Genomic DNA, 13,573 nt, shown 5'->3' with positions numbered 1-13,573 from the left:
ATATATGATTTTTACTGATCAATGATAATAACTCTCAGTTACAGCACTTAAACAATCGCGATGTTTCTTTAAGTGCTGTTGATGTAATGCAAAACAATCCACCATCAGTAGGATCAATCTTGGATCTCGATATTTTTTAATTTTTCGCTACCGACCCAGTGTTTGGAAAACTGATAGGCTGCACGCCCTGAACGTTGACCACGAGATTGGCACCATCTTAACGCTTCAGCACGAACTTCAGCGTTATAATCTACTTGCTGCTGATTCAGATAGTGTTGCACAATTTCCAGATATAAATTTTGATCCATTGGATAAAAAGATAGCCATAATCCAAATCGATCAGAGAGAGAAATTTTTTCTTCAATGGCTTCTTGTGGGTGAAGCTCGGTATATTGCGGCACATCCACTTTGGTTGTGGGAGTGTTTTCATGCATAAATTCAGGCAGTAAATGACGTCGATTACTGGTTGCATAAATAATAAAGTTGTTACATCCCGATTGTAATGACCCATCAAGTACACTTTTTAAGCTTCTGTAGTTTTCATCTTCTGCATTAAAAGCAAGATCATCGCAATATACAATATATTTTTCAGGCCGCATTGCAATCAATTTTTGGATTTCTGGTAGGTCAGATAAATCGTCACGCTCAATTTCAATCAGGCGTAAATTTTGTGATTGATATTCGGTTAGTAGAGCGCGAACAATCGAGGATTTTCCAGTACCTCTGGAACCTGTTAGTAAAACATCATTGGCAGGAAAGCCATGAATGAACTGTTCTGTATTTTGGATAATCTTTTGCTTTTGTCGTTCGATTCCTTTGAGATCATCTAAATAGATTTTTTTTGGGTTTTCAATTGCAATCAATTGTTTGTTGTGCCATTTATAAGCAATTGCAGAAAAGTCTGTGTTTTGTTTTAGTGCGGGTAAACTTTGTTGCAGTTGCTGTAAAACAGCAGCAAGTGAGTCAATAATCGGATCGGGTAGTTGAAGTGTAGCCATAGGTATTTAGCTTGATCTGCTCATTAAAATTACTGGTTATAGAATGTATAACAAACTTACATTCTTTACTACTTGGCTGGCGTGTTGAGATGATATTCTGTCATAAATTCTGCATCATGATTGATACTAAGCCCTGCAGTTGCTGGTTTAAAGATGGAAGAGGTTGTTTATGTTATTAAAGGATTTGACGAAAGACGTTAATCCCTATAAGGCAAGGTCATTAAAATCACTTAAAAATCAAATAAAAAATGCACAAAGCTATGAAGAATGGAAGGCTTTAGCACTGAAGATAGATGAGATTTCTGGTGCAATTGCATGGAAGTATGATAATGCTTCTCCTTATTTTGATGCAGCCGTGATTTCTTATCGCCTCAATCTGTTACGTCGTTATCGTCATGAAAAGCGCGCATTGGATTTGATCCATTTGCTGCATGAGGGATTAACTTATGATGTGGCCAATATTGCGCATCCTATGTTATTTACTCAAAGCTTTACTGGCACCAAAAAAATTATTGAAGATTATATTACACAGGTGAGTGAATGTTTGGCATTTATTGCCTCAGATCAATGTGGCACGATTAGCCTTGAACAAAAAATTAAATTTTTTCAGGATAGTCAAGCCGCATATGGACAGCCAGCGATTATGTTTTCGGGTGGTGCGACTTTAGGATTGTTTCATACAGGTGTTTGTAAGGCATTGTATGAGCAGGATTTGATGCCTAAAGTCCTTTCTGGTTCAAGCGCTGGCGCTATTATGGCTGCAATGCTAGGTGTATCCAAGCCCTCGGAGATTGAGTCGATTCTGAATGGTGAGCGTTTTTTAGGAGAGGCATTTCATTTTCGTGATTGGCGTACGATTTTAAAAGACAATGGTGGCTTGGCAGATGTTAAATTTTTAAAACGGTTTTTAAAGCAAAACTTGGGTGATTTAACATTTAAGGAAGCATACGAACGTTCTGGACTACATATTAATGTTGCTGTTGCGCCTTATGATGCGTCGCAAGAAGCCAGAATCATGAATAAGCTGACTTCTCCAGATTTATTGGTCTGGAGTGCTGTGTTGGCATCTTGTGCTGTACCTATTCTTTTTCCTCCTGTTAAGCTGACCAGTAAACGTTATGATGGACGTTATACACCTTATATGGCCAATACCAAATGGGTAGATGGTAGTGTACGCAGTGATTTTCCACAAGAAATGATGGCACGTTTATATAATATCAACTATACCATTGCCTCACAGGTCAATCCGCATATTATTCCATTTATGCAGTCAGATGAGGAGCGTTATAAAAGAGGGGTGTTAAGTTGGCCTGAGCGCATTATTCGTCGACAAGGGGTAGTCATTTCGAAAGGTATTCTTGATTTTGCACGCGAACAATTTGAAGGAATTTCACCTGTACGCCGCGTTTTAGATCAAGGATATGGTGTGATTGATCAACGTTATTATGGTGATGTCAATATTATTGGTGATTTTGATTTAAAACATTATCGCTATATGCTGCAAAATCCTAAACATGATGTATTTAAAGTCTTGCAACATGAAGGTGAAAAGGCAACATGGCCAAAAATTTCATCCATAGAAGCGCATGCTCGTGTGGGTAAAACCATTCATCATTGTCTAGAGTTATTGAAGTATCAACAAAATAAAGTGTTACATGCAAATTCTGAATTCATTCCAATTTAAACCGATAAACATTCGAACCGAGTATTTACAGCTTAAAAGTACGGCTCAAAGCTTGGCATATGGCCGTTTTTTGTATGAATATCAAGATCAAGGGCAGCATTATTGGCTGAAATGCCAAGCTGCTGGCCATCCGCAATATCAACTGGGTTTTCAACGTGAATTAGATTTTTATCAGTCTGTAGTTGATGAGCATTTGGCTGAGATTGTATTGCCGTATGCGATTTGTCAGTTTACTGCAGTGGATTCAGCCATGGTTGCAGATTGTGATTGCTTGATCACTCCACATAGTCAACCTTTATTTCAGCATAGTCCAGACGATTTATCCTTTGATGAATTGATTCATCAGTTATTACAAATTTTAGCGGTACTAGAGCGGTTACATCAGCAGGGCTGGATTCATGGTGATTTAAAGAAAGAGCATTTTGTTTTCGCACTGGGGCGCGTTAAATTATTTGATTTTGAACATTGTGTTAACGTCAATCAAACACAGCAGGGGCATTTAACAGCAACGCCGCGCTATATGGCACCAGAATTATTTCGACATGCAGCAAAAAGCTATGCCAGTGATGTCTATGCTTTAGGGATTATTTTATTGGAGTGGTTGACGCAACAGCGTTTAGTTGCCAAAAGTTATCAACAATGGGCGATATTGCATTGTCAATCTTTAATTATTGAACTTCCTGCTAGGTTTCAATGTCTATATGGTATTTTATCTGCGATGCTGCAGAAAGATCCGCTACGTCGCACAGTTGACTTTTCGGTATTAAAAAAGCGCTTAATCCTTGATATTGTATAAGAAAAAAACAAAAAATAGCAGTTTGTTTCTTATTTAAACAAACAACTCATTTTTTTATAAAAAGTGCTTGTCATTATGAAGTGATCTCTATAATATACACAGCCATCGGGGACGTGGCGAAATTGGTAGACGCACTGGATTTAGGTTCCAGCGCCGCGAGGTGTGAGAGTTCGAGTCTCTCCGTCCCCACCAATTAACCTTAATAAAATTAAGGTTAAGCTGTAGAGGATTGGTGTAATGGTAGCATGACGGTCTCCAAAACCGTTCGTCAAGGTTCGAATCCTTGATCCTCTGCCAAATTTAAAAATCCAACATAATGTTGGTACCCTGATGGGGACGTGGCGAAATTGGTAGACGCACTGGATTTAGGTTCCAGCGCCGCAAGGTGTGAGAGTTCGAGTCTCTCCGTCCCCACCATCAATATGAAAGCAAGGTTAATACCTTGCTTTTTTATTGTCTAAAATAAAGTAAAATAAAAAAGCTCATCGCTGGTGAGCTTTAATATAAATTGAAAAGTTATTCTCGTCTTGGATAGATATTATTTATGCTTTCAAGTGATCTTCGAATTCTTCACCGAGTTGAACTGCCAAGGCATTACCTGATAATTCACAAGTGACTAAACCATATTCTTTTTTAAAACTAAATGTAAATCCACGATTATCTGCTAGTGTTTTAACTGAGTATCCTAATTTTTCTAACCAAATACGAAATGCAATAAGGTTTTTGGCTTTAACGACTTTTTTCACGAGATTACTCCTTATCAATGGTTCAATTATTTATAGGGTCCGAATGGTATTTTTTAAAGTATAAAATTGCAGAAAAAGTGAATTAATTATGAAGTTGCCTAAAATAACAACAATGAGATTGCTGAATGATTCATTCTTTTCCAATTGTTTATTTGTTAAGATATTGAATTTAATTAAATTAATAAGATTAATTGGTTTTTGATTCAATATAAGACGTATTTAAATATGAAATATTTTGTTAAATAATATTCAGTGAGCAAATGCTGTTTATTGCAGTGTGATTGGGTGATTTTATATCGTCTGATGTATAGCGTAACCTTAAAATTAATTTTTATCGATCATTTAGCATATTTGTTTGCTAGATGATGATCGCTGATCAGCTAAAAGATGAAGCAGGTTAAAAGTATCGAGGATGCTAAACATGATGATCTACTTGATATCTTGATAATTTCCAAAGAAGCACCACCATAAGATCCTGCAAAATATGACCGTGACCCTAAAGCAGGTTTTGCATAACTCCCTCTTAAGTCTAAAAATTCATTCCGTATTCTTCTACTTGTTACTGATTTTAAACTATTGACAAACTTACTTAATTGAACGATAGGTGGGTACTGGGAAGCAGGTGAATATGATCTGATTCACCATAGCTCAGTGTTGTATCGTTATTGCCTGTAAGTCAGCTTATCTCTGCTTACATCGGTTGATGACTTTAGCTTGTATGCTTAAAAATGATCTTTTAATTCTCTGAGTCGTTGGAAATCATTTAGATCATTAGCACGTAAAAATGGATTGGTTTGTAATTCTTCTTCAATGGTACTGGGGAGGGTGATTTGATTGAGTAGTCGTAAGGCTTCAACTTGAGCATAACGTGTTTGAAGCTCAAGATTATCGGGTTCTATACTTAAAGCAAATTTGGCATTGGCTAGCGTGTATTCATGTGTACAGTACACTTTGGTTTGTGGGGGTAATGCAGCTAGTCGGTTAAGTGATTGATACATTTGCTCAAATGTACCTTCAAAAACACGTCCACAGCCCATAGCAAATAAGGTATCACCACAGAATACGGCATCAAGTTCCTCAATAAAATAGGCAATATGTCCTAAAGTGTGACCTGGGATCGCCATGACTTCAATTTGAAGCTCATTAAAATGTAGATGATCGTGATTTTGTAGCGGATGAGTAATAAAAGGAATTTTACTTAATTCGAGTCGTGGCCCATAGACTGGAATATTTTGATTCTGAATCAGTTTAGGTACACCTCCAATATGATCTTTATGCCAATGGGTGAGCCAAATTTGACTGAGTTTAAGATGATGTTGATGACAAAAGGCTGTGACCAAATCTGCTTCGGTCGGATCAATCGCAATGACCTCATTGCTGTGTGAATCTTCTAGTAGCCAAATATAGTTCTGTAATTGATTTTTAACATCAATATAATGAATTTTAAAACGCATAGCAGTGTTTCCATTTTGATTAATCCTTGTGGTTTAGCTTAACCTATTATTGAAAAATACATGTGTTTAAAATGATGTTAAAACACAAAATTTAAAGCAATCATCTTTAATTGTCAGTAATAAAAGAAATATCAGACTGAAGCATAGCTTGATGTTATTTTGGATGTATTATTTTTTTGTGCTTATTTTACAACTCAATATTTTAAATTTTACGCGTAATCGTCGTAAAGAAATATATTTGATGCTGGCTTAGGCCTGACTGCGTTATTGTTGTTAAAAGTAACGGATAGCGTATGCTGGATACGCTATCGTATTTAACAAATGTTTGGATAATTATCGTGATGGCATTGTTTTGTCGTTGATGCAAAACAATGCTTAAATGGCATCGATTGGAGCAATTAACGCATTTTAGCCAAGAAACGACTTAAACGTTTTAGTGCTTCGCGTAACTCATTTTCTGCTGGTAAAAATACCACACGGAAATGATCAGGTGTCGGCCAATTGAATCCAGTGCCTTGTACCAATAATACTTTTTCTGCTTTTAGAAAATCTAGCATGAGTTTTTCATCATCTTCGATATGATAAATATTTGGATCTAGACGTGGAAAACAGTACATTGCACCTTCAGGCTTGACACAGCTTACGCCAGGAATGTCGTTGAGCATTTGCCATGCAATATTACGTTGCTCATATAAACGACCACCTGGGCGAATCAAATCATTAATCGACTGATAACCACCGAGTGCGGTTTGAATGGCATATTGTGCTTGGTGATTGGCACATAGACGCATTGAAGCAAGCATGTCTAGGCCTTCAATATAATCTGCAGCACGCGATTTATTGCCTGTAATTGCCATCCAACCAGAACGATAGCCAGCAATACGATAGGCTTTTGATAACCCATTAAAGGAGACACAGAGGTGGTCACCCGCTAATGCAGCTACAGCAACATGCTCAATACCGTCGTAGACGATTTTGTCATAAATTTCATCTGCAAATAAAATCAGATCATATTTTTTTGCTAGTACGACAATTTGTTCTAAAACATGACGAGGATAGACAGAGCCTGTTGGATTATTGGGGTTGATAATCACAATACCACGTGTATTTGGAGTGATTTTGCTTTCCATATCGGCAATATCTGGATACCAGCTATTTTCTTCATCACATTTATAATGAATAGCGGTACCACCAGATAAATTAACCGCGGCTGTCCATAGTGGATAGTCTGGCATCGGGATAAGCATTTCATCGCCATCATCTAATAGACCTTGCATTGCCATAACAATCAGTTCGGAGACACCATTACCAATATACACATCATTGACATGCATATTGAGAATACCTTTTTGTTGATAATACTGACAAATCGCCTTACGCGCAGGGAAAATGCCTTTTGAGTCGGTATAACCAACAGCATTCGGCAGATTAAGCGCGATATCATTAATAATTTCTTGAGGTGCCTCAAAACCGAAGGGGGCCGGATTACCAATGTTGAGCTTAATAATTTTATGACCGGCTTCTTCCATCTCATTGGCCGCTCGTAACACAGGTCCGCGAATGTCGTAGCATACATGCTCGAGTTTAGATGATTTTTTAATTTCGCGTTTTGTAGTGTTACCTATAACGGACATGATTCGATCCAATTAAAATGAAGTGATGACCAATAGATTACTGAAATATCACAATCTATGCTGAAATTTTGCTAGATATTTTGTATGTACTAGCGTAAATATGAGAGTACAAAGCATGACATTGAATGTTAAAGATTTAAAGGAGTTTAATGATGGGAAAACTCAATAAAACAGACAGAGAATGGCAAAGAGAGTTATCACCAGAGGAATTTCGTATTACACGCCAAAAGGGAACTGAGCCACCATTTACTGGAAAATATTGGAATACGCAGCAGCAAGGGACCTATTATTGCCGTTGTTGTGGTGCAGAATTATTTTCATCCGAAACCAAATATGACAGTGGTTGTGGCTGGCCAAGTTTTTATAAGCCATTAAATTCTGGTGTGGTAGAAGAACATCAAGACTTGTCACATGGCATGGAGCGGACAGAAGTGGTTTGTCATCATTGTGATGCACATCTCGGCCATGTCTTTCCAGATGGTCCGGAGCCAACGGGTTTACGTTATTGTATTAATTCTGCGTCATTGGATTTAAAAACACAGAAAAAGAGTGATGAGGAAACTTATCCATGAGTAAAATTTATCAATTTGAAGCAGAGTTACTCGATGGAAGTGTTAAATCATTTCAGGATTATGAAGGCCAAGTATTATTGATTGTGAATACTGCAAGTAAATGTGGTTTTACGCCCCAGTTTTCTGGTCTTGAAAAGCTCTATGAAAAATATAAAGATCAAGGATTTGAAATTCTAGGTTTTCCATGTAACCAGTTTGGTGGGCAGGATCCGGGATCAAATGAAGAAATTGCGACTTTCTGTCAAAAGAACTACGGTGTTTCTTTTACCATGTTTGCGAAAGTGGATGTAAAGGGATCTGAAGCACATGCCATTTTTCGTTATTTAACCAATAATAGCAAAGGTGTGTTGGGTAATGGGATTAAATGGAACTTTACCAAGTTTTTAATTGGGCGCGATGGACAAGTGTTGCATCGTTATGCACCAACTACTAAACCCGATGCCTTAGCGACAGATATTGAGGCTGCATTAGCGGCGAAATAAATATTGATATAAAAAAGGCTATAAAATTAAGGCGTGATGAAACGCCTTAATTTATCGATTGAAATTACAGGATATTCTTTAAACGTTGAATGACTTGCTCACATTGTTCAATGTCAGCAACCAGTGCCATGCGGACATGATTTTCTCCTGGATTGCCATGTAAGGTGTCTCGGGATAAATATCGGCCTGGTAGCACTTTAATATGGGCTTTTTCCATGAGCATACTGGCAAAGGCTTCATCATTGTCGACTTGTAGCCAATAGTAGAAACCTGCATCAGGTTTTTTTAATGCTAATAAGTGTCCGAGTTCATTTTGGAATAGTTCAAATTTAGCACGATAGAGTCGACGATTCTCTTCGACATGCGCTTCATCATTCCATGCTGCAATGGAGGCCAATTGATGTTGGACAGGCATTGCTGCACCATGATAGGTACGATATTGCAAATAAGGTTTTAATAATGCAGCATCGCCTGCTACAAAGCCAGAGCGCATGCCTGGTAGATTGGAGCGTTTGGAAAGTGAGTGAAAGACAATACAGTTTTTATAATCATGGCGGCCTAGTTCAGCACACACTTCAAGTAGCCCAACGGGTGCTTGATCAAACCAAAGCTCCGAATAGCATTCATCTGAGGCAATCACAAAATTGTATTGATCTGATAATGCAATCAGTTTCTTAAATTGTTCTTTACTGAGCACTGCGCCAGTCGGATTGCCTGGTGTACAGACAAAGAGTAAAGCTGTTTTTTCCCATACTTCAGCAGGTACAGCATCAAAATCACCGAGGTAATCATTGTCTGCTGTACAATTGATGAAATAAGGCTGACCACCAGCAAGTAATGTTGCACCTTCATAAATTTGATAAAATGGATTTGGCATCACCACATAAGGCGTATCTTCCCGTTTAATCAACGCTTGCACAAAAGAAAAAATAGCTTCACGTGTTCCAGAAACGGGTAAAATCTGTTGTTCTGCACTAATTTGCTTGAGCTTAAAACGTGTGCTGAGCCAGCTTGCAATGCTTTCACGTAGTTCTACTAGCCCTTTACTGTTAGGGTAGGTAGAAAGATGCTGAAAGTTGTCAATAATTGCTTGTTTGACAAAGTCTGGTGCTGGATGTTTAGGTTCACCAATAGACAATGGAATCAAGGGTAAATTTGCAGGTGTTACATTTTGGAAAAGTTGATTCAGCTTTTCAAATGGATAAGGATGCAATAAAGACAAACTGGAATTCATGGACGTAAATATCACTCAATTAAAGTTAATGTTGGCTACAGACTTGATTGGAGGCTTCATCTAAGGCAGATTTAAGCTGGCTTGCAAAGCGATCTGCTTCTATATCGCTCATGGGTAGGCCATCTTTTTTGGTGACATAGAAAATATCTTCTGCACGTTCGCCAAGCGTCGCAATTCTTGCAGAATGAATATCTAAGCCTTGTATCATAAACAAGCCACCAACTTTGGCCAGTAAGCCTGGATGATCTAATGTAGAAATTTCTACCATATTCTGCTTGAGAGCTGCATTTAAGCTAATTTCAACTTTATTTTCAATATCGAAATGGCGTAATTGTCGTGGAATGCGTCGTTGCATTAAACCAGGATATTGATCTGATTGACTGAGTGCCTTGACCAGCGCATCAATGACTGTTTGTTCGCGTTCTGGATCGGTGACCAAGGTGCCAAAGCGGTCCAGTACAACATAGGTATCTAAACTAAATGCTTTTTCTGCGGTAATAATCCGAGCATCCTGAACATCTAGATTCATACGATCTAAAACAGCAACCGTGGTGGCAAATAAGTTGGGTTGATCTTGGGTATAAATAAAGATTTGTACGGCATCTTGTGCAAATTTACGTTGCGCGCGCATCATGACCAACGGTGCTGAATTATCGCCATGCTTTAATATGGCACGAGTATGCCATGCAATTTCATCGGCCGTTTCTTTAAGGAAATAATCATCTCCTAGTTCTTGCCAGACTTTTTCGACTTCATCCAAAGAAAATTCATCAACCAGCATTTCACTGGCTGCAAATTTGGTGTCTTCAATCAGCATTTGATAATCCACAGGCCGGCCTAAACCTGAGCGGATAATATCACGGGCATGGGTATACAGTTGGCGCATCAAGGATGCGCGCCAAGTATTCCAAAGTGTAGGATTGGTGGCATTAATATCTGCAACGGTTAAAGTATAAAGATAGTCAAGATGCTCCATATCGCCCATCTTTTCTGCACAATCCTTAACAATATCTGGATCGGAAATATCTTTTTTCTGTGCAGTCACAGACATTTGCAAATGGTTTTGTACCAGCCATGCCACGAGGTTGCATTCACGTTCGGTAAAACCATGTTTCCGACAGAATTCTATGGCATCAGAGGCACCGAGTTCACTATGATCACCTCCACGACCTTTGGCAATATCGTGGAAAATTGCTGCTAAATAAACAATATCGCGACGGGCAAGACGTTGGAATACAGAGCTTACAACAGGGAAGTCTTTAGCAAACTCAGGTTCTTTAAAGCGATTTAAGTTGCGAATTAACAATAGTGTATGTGCATCTACAGTATAAATATGGAATAAATCATATTGCATCAGCCCCATAATTTGACCAAAAGCAGGAATATAATTGCCTAATACACCATAGCGTTTCATCGTCACCAATGTATCATAGAGTCGTTGCGGTGATCGAATGATTTGCATGAACAGGGCTTGGTTGACAGGATTGTTTCTGAAATCTTGATCAATACGTTTTGCGGCAAGTGTTAATAAACGTAATGTTCTGGCCCGAATCCCAATGATTTCTGGACGATTGGCAAATAAATAGAAAATTTCAAGGATTGCACTTGGATTTTCTGCAAATACTTTATGGTGTTGTACTGCTAATTTGCCATCGACCAGTTTGAAGTTGCTGTTGATTTCTTCAATATGGCGTTCATAGTTGGGTAATCGTGGTGTGATGACAGACTCATTAAAATAGGCCAGCAACATTTCATTGAGGGTGGAAACTTGTTGAGCCGTACGATAATAACGCTTCATAAACTGTTCAATTGGATAGTTTGGCGATTGATTTTCTTGGCGAGTGTAACCAAAATGTGCTGCAATATCGCGCTGGTAATCAAACAGTAAACGATTTTCATCGCGCTTGGTTAAGCGATGTAAATAATGACGAATTTCCCACAGGAAACTTTCTGCTTCTTCAAGTACGCTCAATTCAAATTCTGAAATAAAACCCAGATGGACTAAGTCATAAATACGGTTGACACGGAAATGCCGTTTAGCAATCCAACCAATTTGATTGATATCACGAATACCGCCCGGTGCGTTTTTAATATCGGGCTCTAAATTACTTTCAGTATTATTATGTTGATGATGACGTTTGGTTTGCTCTTCCATTTTGGCATCAAAAAATGTCTTATCTGTCCAAGTTTGGGAAACAATTTGTCGAGGCCATTTAGCCAGTTGACGGTTACCCGTAATTAGGCGTGCTTCAATCAGTGATGTCGCAACAGTTAAGTCATTGGTCGCTTGATGAATACAGTCTTGAATACTGCGTACACTGATTCCTGGTTTAAAATTACCAACATCCCACAATGAGGAGATAAAGGTTGAAATCAGTTGTTCCTCTTGTGGTGTAATTTCATGATCCGATAAAATCAATAAATCAACATCAGAGTAGGGCAGCATTTCTCGACGTCCATAGCCACCAACAGCAAAAAGACTTAAATTGGTTTGATCGAGTCCCGAATGTTGCCAAATAAACTCAAGCGCTTCATCAATGATGCTGGAGCGGGTGAGAATAATTTCACGAATCGATACGCCCTGATCGAAATACGCTTGAAGTTGATCTTCGATATCTGATCGCCATGCATTAATGGCTTGAATATCATGGTTATTTTCTGCGTAATTCAATAATGAAGGCGTATTGATCATGAATAACTACCCGTAAAATGATGTGATCAAATTAATTTTGTTGAACTTTGACTAAACTGGCAGCGTTGCGTGCTAATTCACGTGCTTGTTCTGTGGTTTCTGCACGAGCAGTGACAACTCCCATACGACGACGTTCAAAACCTTGTGGCTTTCCAAATAGGCGTAAATCTGTATTTGGATGTTCTAAAGCAAGATTTAACGCTGAGAATGATAGGTTTTGATCATCAATACCGGCATAAATAACTGCACTGGCTGCAGTGCTATGACGTTCGGTATTAATCGGTAAGCCTAAAATGGCTCTCGCGTGTAATTCAAACTCACTTTGGAACTGAGAAGCAAGTGTCACGAGGCCGGTATCATGTGGGCGAGGTGACACTTCACTAAACCATACTTTATCGCCTTTGACAAACAGTTCTACACCAAAAATGCCGCATCCACCTAAAGCTGCGGTGACTTTATGTGCAATTCGCTTGGCCTCAGCTAAAGCAGTCGCTGTCATGATTTGTGGTTGCCAGCTTTCTACATAGTCACCCGCTTCTTGGCGATGACCAATTGGATCACAATAGGCTGTTTGAATTTCTCCAGTGATTGCATGACGTGCACGTACCGTTAATAGGGTGATTTCAAAATCAAAATCAATTTGAGATTCAACGATCACTGTGCCCTGATTGACTCGACCACCTGTTTGCGCATATTGCCAAGCGGCATCGACTTCGGCAAAGCTTTTGACACGTGATTGCCCTTTTCCTGATGATGACATGACTGGTTTTACAAAATTTGGATAACCAATATCGTCACATGCAGCACGGAAAGAGGCGAGAGAGTTGGCAAAACGATAAGCTGAAGTTGGTAGCCCTAGTTCTTCCGCAGCAAGGCGACGGATGCCTTCACGATTCATGGTTAAGTTGACTGCACGGGCAGAGGGAATAATGGTGGCAATATTTTCTGCCTCGATATCCAGTAATACCTCTGTCGCAATCGCTTCAATTTCAGGCACAATCAGCTGAGGCTGAATCTGTTCAATCAGTGTTCTGAGTGCTGTGGCATCTGCCATATTTAACGTATATGAATAATGTGCCACTTGCATAGCAGGTGCATGATCATAACGGTCTGCTACATGTACTTCTACCCCTAATCGTTGTAAAGAAATGACCACTTCTTTACCCAATTCACCTGCACCTAAAAGTAAAACTTTAACTGCAGAAGATTGTAGTGGGGTACCAATAGTTACGCTCATGTAAATCATCCATGCTTGATTTAATCGGCTTTTAGCATAGCAGA

At 38.8% G+C, this 13,573-nt stretch carries 11 protein-coding genes, 3 tRNA genes and 1 pseudogene; 7 read left to right on the top strand and 8 right to left on the bottom strand.

The window, feature by feature from the left end; all coding sequences use genetic code 11:
• Positions 1 to 113 precede the first annotated feature (113 nt).
• On the bottom strand, positions 114 to 998 hold the full coding sequence (locus QSG86_RS14015; RefSeq protein WP_317032065.1) for an ATP-binding protein: 885 nt from the start codon (positions 996 to 998) through the stop codon (positions 114 to 116).
• A gap of 169 nt (positions 999 to 1,167) precedes the next feature.
• Between QSG86_RS14015 and QSG86_RS14010 the strand changes: the two genes are divergently transcribed.
• The 5 genes from QSG86_RS14010 to QSG86_RS13990 all read left to right on the top strand — a co-directional run bounded on the left by QSG86_RS14010 (position 1,168) and on the right by QSG86_RS13990 (position 3,895).
• Positions 1,168 to 2,682 carry a DUF3336 domain-containing protein gene (locus tag QSG86_RS14010; RefSeq protein ID WP_317032064.1) on the top strand — a complete coding sequence of 505 codons (1,515 nt, stop codon included), beginning with the start codon at positions 1,168 to 1,170 and terminating at the stop codon, positions 2,680 to 2,682.
• Positions 2,654 to 3,478 carry a serine/threonine protein kinase gene (locus QSG86_RS14005; RefSeq protein WP_317032063.1) on the top strand — a complete coding sequence of 275 codons (825 nt, stop codon included), beginning with the start codon at positions 2,654 to 2,656 and terminating at the stop codon, positions 3,476 to 3,478. Before QSG86_RS14010 ends, QSG86_RS14005 begins: the two co-directional genes overlap by 29 nt.
• A 107-nt stretch (positions 3,479 to 3,585) precedes the next feature.
• Positions 3,586 to 3,670 (top strand) — tRNA-Leu (locus tag QSG86_RS14000).
• A 31-nt stretch (positions 3,671 to 3,701) separates the two neighbouring features.
• Positions 3,702 to 3,775, top strand: a tRNA-Trp gene (locus QSG86_RS13995).
• A gap of 35 nt (positions 3,776 to 3,810) precedes the next feature.
• Positions 3,811 to 3,895 (top strand) — tRNA-Leu (locus QSG86_RS13990).
• Between the two features lie 125 nt (positions 3,896 to 4,020).
• Here the strand turns inward: QSG86_RS13990 and QSG86_RS13985 are convergent.
• The 4 genes and pseudogenes from QSG86_RS13985 to QSG86_RS13970 form a co-directional block, all read right to left on the bottom strand.
• Positions 4,021 to 4,224, bottom strand: coding sequence for a hypothetical protein (locus QSG86_RS13985; RefSeq protein ID WP_317032062.1), 204 nt, complete (start codon positions 4,222 to 4,224; stop codon positions 4,021 to 4,023).
• A gap of 380 nt (positions 4,225 to 4,604) precedes the next feature.
• Positions 4,605 to 4,867 (bottom strand): annotated as a pseudogene (gene tnpA, locus QSG86_RS13980) (IS200/IS605 family transposase); the annotation flags it as partial.
• Between the two features lie 79 nt (positions 4,868 to 4,946).
• Positions 4,947 to 5,678 (bottom strand): hydroxyacylglutathione hydrolase, encoded by a 732-nt coding sequence (gene gloB, locus QSG86_RS13975; protein ID WP_317032061.1) that lies wholly within the window; start codon positions 5,676 to 5,678, stop codon positions 4,947 to 4,949.
• Between the two features lie 398 nt (positions 5,679 to 6,076).
• A complete protein-coding gene (locus QSG86_RS13970) occupies positions 6,077 to 7,312 on the bottom strand; it encodes a pyridoxal phosphate-dependent aminotransferase (RefSeq protein WP_317032060.1) in 1,236 nt (411 codons plus the stop codon).
• Positions 7,313 to 7,464: 152 nt separating this feature from the next.
• Between QSG86_RS13970 and msrB the strand changes: the two genes are divergently transcribed.
• Both msrB and QSG86_RS13960 read left to right on the top strand, forming a co-directional pair.
• Positions 7,465 to 7,884: a peptide-methionine (R)-S-oxide reductase MsrB gene (gene msrB, locus QSG86_RS13965; RefSeq protein ID WP_317032586.1), complete on the top strand. Its 420-nt coding sequence runs from the start codon at positions 7,465 to 7,467 to the stop codon at positions 7,882 to 7,884.
• Positions 7,881 to 8,366 (top strand): glutathione peroxidase, encoded by a 486-nt coding sequence (locus QSG86_RS13960; RefSeq protein ID WP_317032059.1) that lies wholly within the window; start codon positions 7,881 to 7,883, stop codon positions 8,364 to 8,366. The genes msrB and QSG86_RS13960 overlap by 4 nt, the downstream gene beginning before the upstream one ends.
• Before the next feature lie 64 nt (positions 8,367 to 8,430).
• On the opposite strand, the gene dapC is transcribed toward QSG86_RS13960, so the two are convergent.
• Genes dapC through purT form a run of 3 tightly spaced genes read right to left on the bottom strand, consistent with a single transcriptional unit; the run spans position 8,431 to position 13,538 of the window.
• Positions 8,431 to 9,600 (bottom strand): succinyldiaminopimelate transaminase, encoded by a 1,170-nt coding sequence (gene dapC, locus QSG86_RS13955; protein ID WP_317032058.1) that lies wholly within the window; start codon positions 9,598 to 9,600, stop codon positions 8,431 to 8,433.
• Positions 9,601 to 9,625: 25 nt separating this feature from the next.
• Positions 9,626 to 12,292: a [protein-PII] uridylyltransferase gene (gene glnD, locus QSG86_RS13950; protein WP_317032057.1), complete on the bottom strand. Its 2,667-nt coding sequence runs from the start codon at positions 12,290 to 12,292 to the stop codon at positions 9,626 to 9,628.
• A gap of 31 nt (positions 12,293 to 12,323) precedes the next feature.
• Positions 12,324 to 13,538, bottom strand: coding sequence for a formate-dependent phosphoribosylglycinamide formyltransferase (purT, locus tag QSG86_RS13945; protein WP_317032056.1), 1,215 nt, complete (start codon positions 13,536 to 13,538; stop codon positions 12,324 to 12,326).
• Positions 13,539 to 13,573: the final 35 nt, after the last annotated feature.

Origin of the sequence: Acinetobacter sp. SAAs474, from assembly GCF_032823475.1 — a bacterium.
Lineage (GTDB): Bacteria > Pseudomonadota > Gammaproteobacteria > Pseudomonadales > Moraxellaceae > Acinetobacter.
This window is presented reverse-complemented; position numbering and strand designations above follow the sequence as displayed.

Bases quoted from the DNA above. Each gene is read 5' to 3' on its own strand.
- QSG86_RS14015 (WP_317032065.1), bottom strand. From the start codon at position 998: ATGGCTACACTTCAACTACCCGATCCGATTATTGACTCACTTGCTGCT.
- QSG86_RS14010 (WP_317032064.1), top strand. From the start codon at position 1,168: ATGTTATTAAAGGATTTGACGAAAGACGTTAATCCCTATAAGGCAAGG.
- QSG86_RS14005 (WP_317032063.1), top strand. From the start codon at position 2,654: ATGCAAATTCTGAATTCATTCCAATTTAAACCGATAAACATTCGAACC.
- gloB (WP_317032061.1), bottom strand. From the start codon at position 5,678: ATGCGTTTTAAAATTCATTATATTGATGTTAAAAATCAATTACAGAAC.
- QSG86_RS13970 (WP_317032060.1), bottom strand. From the start codon at position 7,312: ATGTCCGTTATAGGTAACACTACAAAACGCGAAATTAAAAAATCATCT.
- msrB (WP_317032586.1), top strand. From the start codon at position 7,465: ATGGGAAAACTCAATAAAACAGACAGAGAATGGCAAAGAGAGTTATCA.
- QSG86_RS13960 (WP_317032059.1), top strand. From the start codon at position 7,881: ATGAGTAAAATTTATCAATTTGAAGCAGAGTTACTCGATGGAAGTGTT.
- dapC (WP_317032058.1), bottom strand. From the start codon at position 9,600: ATGAATTCCAGTTTGTCTTTATTGCATCCTTATCCATTTGAAAAGCTG.
- glnD (WP_317032057.1), bottom strand. From the start codon at position 12,292: ATGATCAATACGCCTTCATTATTGAATTACGCAGAAAATAACCATGAT.
- purT (WP_317032056.1), bottom strand. From the start codon at position 13,538: ATGATTTACATGAGCGTAACTATTGGTACCCCACTACAATCTTCTGCA.